This is a genomic window from Rhodovulum sp., assembly GCF_011048875.1.
In the GTDB taxonomy this organism is placed as follows: domain Bacteria; phylum Pseudomonadota; class Alphaproteobacteria; order Rhodobacterales; family Rhodobacteraceae; genus Rhodovulum; species Rhodovulum tesquicola.
Genome location: NZ_DSDD01000108.1, coordinates 1 through 1,784, shown reverse-complemented (window position 1 = coordinate 1,784; position 1,784 = coordinate 1). Strand labels below are relative to the sequence as shown.

General features: G+C 72.8%; 1 protein-coding gene and 1 pseudogene. Both read right to left on the bottom strand.

Annotated features, from left to right (window positions below; translation table 11 throughout):
- Nucleotides 1-35: 35 nt before the first annotated feature.
- The gene (locus ENN83_RS03730) at nucleotides 36-725 is read right to left on the bottom strand and encodes a DNA-binding domain-containing protein (protein WP_287184246.1); all 690 of its coding nucleotides are present in this window, start codon (nucleotides 723-725) and stop codon (nucleotides 36-38) included.
- Nucleotides 691-1,368, bottom strand: a pseudogene (locus ENN83_RS03725) (DUF692 domain-containing protein); the annotation flags it as partial. The gene ENN83_RS03730 and the pseudogene ENN83_RS03725, both read right to left, overlap by 35 nt.
- Between the last annotated feature and the right edge of the window lie 416 nt (nucleotides 1,369-1,784).

The following is a 1,784-nucleotide window of genomic DNA, read 5'->3' as shown; positions in this document are numbered from 1 at the left end:
TCCGCTTTCCGCGGGGTGCCGGTCGGGTTCGGCCGTCACGCGGCCTGCGTGGCGGCGGTCAGCGGGGCGCCGGTGCGCAGGGCCTCGACCAGCGCGGCATCGCCCGGGCCGATGGCGGCGACCGGCACGTCGAAGCGGGTATCGCGCAGGATCAGGGCGGTCTCGGCCGCAGCGGGAAACGGACCGCTTGGGTCGCGGCCGGGCCGGTTCGCGGCCCAGATGGACACCGCCGGATGGGCAAGCCGCAGCACCTGCACCGAGGGGTGAAGGCAGAGCCGCAGGCGGGACGGATCGGCCCCGACCAGCGCAGCGGGCGGCAGGGGGGGCCGGTCGGCGGCACGGAAGGCAAGGCCGCGGGCATGCTCGATCCGGGCGATGTCGGCCAGGTAGGGATGGGCCGCCAGCGGCGGGAAGGTCTCCAGAAACCCGGGCAGGTCCGCGCCCCAGGCCGGCAGCACCGGCGAGCGCGGCCGGTGGGTTTCCGCAAAGACCCGGGCCATCGCGCGGAAGAAGTCTTCGCCGAGCAGCCGCCGGATCACCGGGAAGCGGGCGGCCAGCGCGTCGATCAGGCCGATGGCGACATTGTTGCGGTAGACCGCGAAGCGGCGCGCGGCCTCGTCCGGCATCTTGGCGGTCAGGCCCGGCGGCAGCGTGCCGTCCCGCAGCCCGGCGGCGAAGCGGGCGGTGAAGTCAGGATGCGTGCGCAAGGCCCTGCCCCCCGCCATCCAGGATCGCCTGCGCCCGGTCGGCCTCGGCAGCGAGCACGGGCCAGTCGGGCACGTCGTTGTCCCACTCGACCAGCGTGGGCCGGGGACCGATGCGCGCGATCACCTCGGCGTAAAGCGTCCAGACCGGGTCGGCGACGGCGCTGCCATGGGCGTCGATCAGCAGCGGGCCGGAGGGCAGATCCTCGCTGTCATGGCCGCCCAGATGGATCTCGCCCACCCGATCCATCGGGAACGCGTCCAGATAGGCCCGCGGATCGGTGCGGTGATTGCTGGCCGAGACGAAGACGTTGTTGATGTCGAGCAACAGCCCGCAGCCGGTGCGGCGGCTGATCTCGGACAGGAAGTCGGCCTCGGGGATCGTCGATTGCGCGAACAGGACTTAGGTCGCGGGGTTTTCCAGCAGCATGCGCCGCCCCAGCGCCTGTTGCACCGCGTCGACATGGTCGCAGACGATGGCCAGCGTTTCCCCGGCATAGGGCAGCGGCAGCAGGTCGTTGAGATACTCGGCCCCGTGGCTCGACCAGGCGAGATGCTCGGAAAAGCTCTCGGGCTGGTAGCGGTCGATCAGTGCCCGCAGACGCGCAAGGTGATCGGCATCGAGCGGACCGGCCCCGCCGCTGAACAGCGACAGATCAAGGCCAAGCGACGCCTCGGCCCGGAGATCGGGGCGGGTCGTGGGTGTGATGTCCATCGCGGCAAGCCAGCGGGTGATGTCCTGTGCCACCTCGTCGAGGAAGGCGGGCGCGGCGGGGTCCGATGCGCCCAGCGTCACGGCGGTGGGCAGGCACAGGAGCACCGGCAATCGCACCGGCGGCAGGGCGAGCGTCGCGGGGCCGCTGGCGGTCAGGAGCAGGTCGAAGCCGACGACAAGCTGGCATGCCCGCCAGCGTCTCGCCCGCGCCGCTGCCCGTGACCAGCGCGGCGTGCAGCGCGGCAAGATGGGCCGCCAGCGGGCGCGGCTTGCCCGGCGCCCCGGCAAGGTCCGCGATGTCGATCGGGGCGGCGATGTCGAGTTGCGGGGTGACCGGGGCGGGATAGCGGACCCACCCGGTGGCG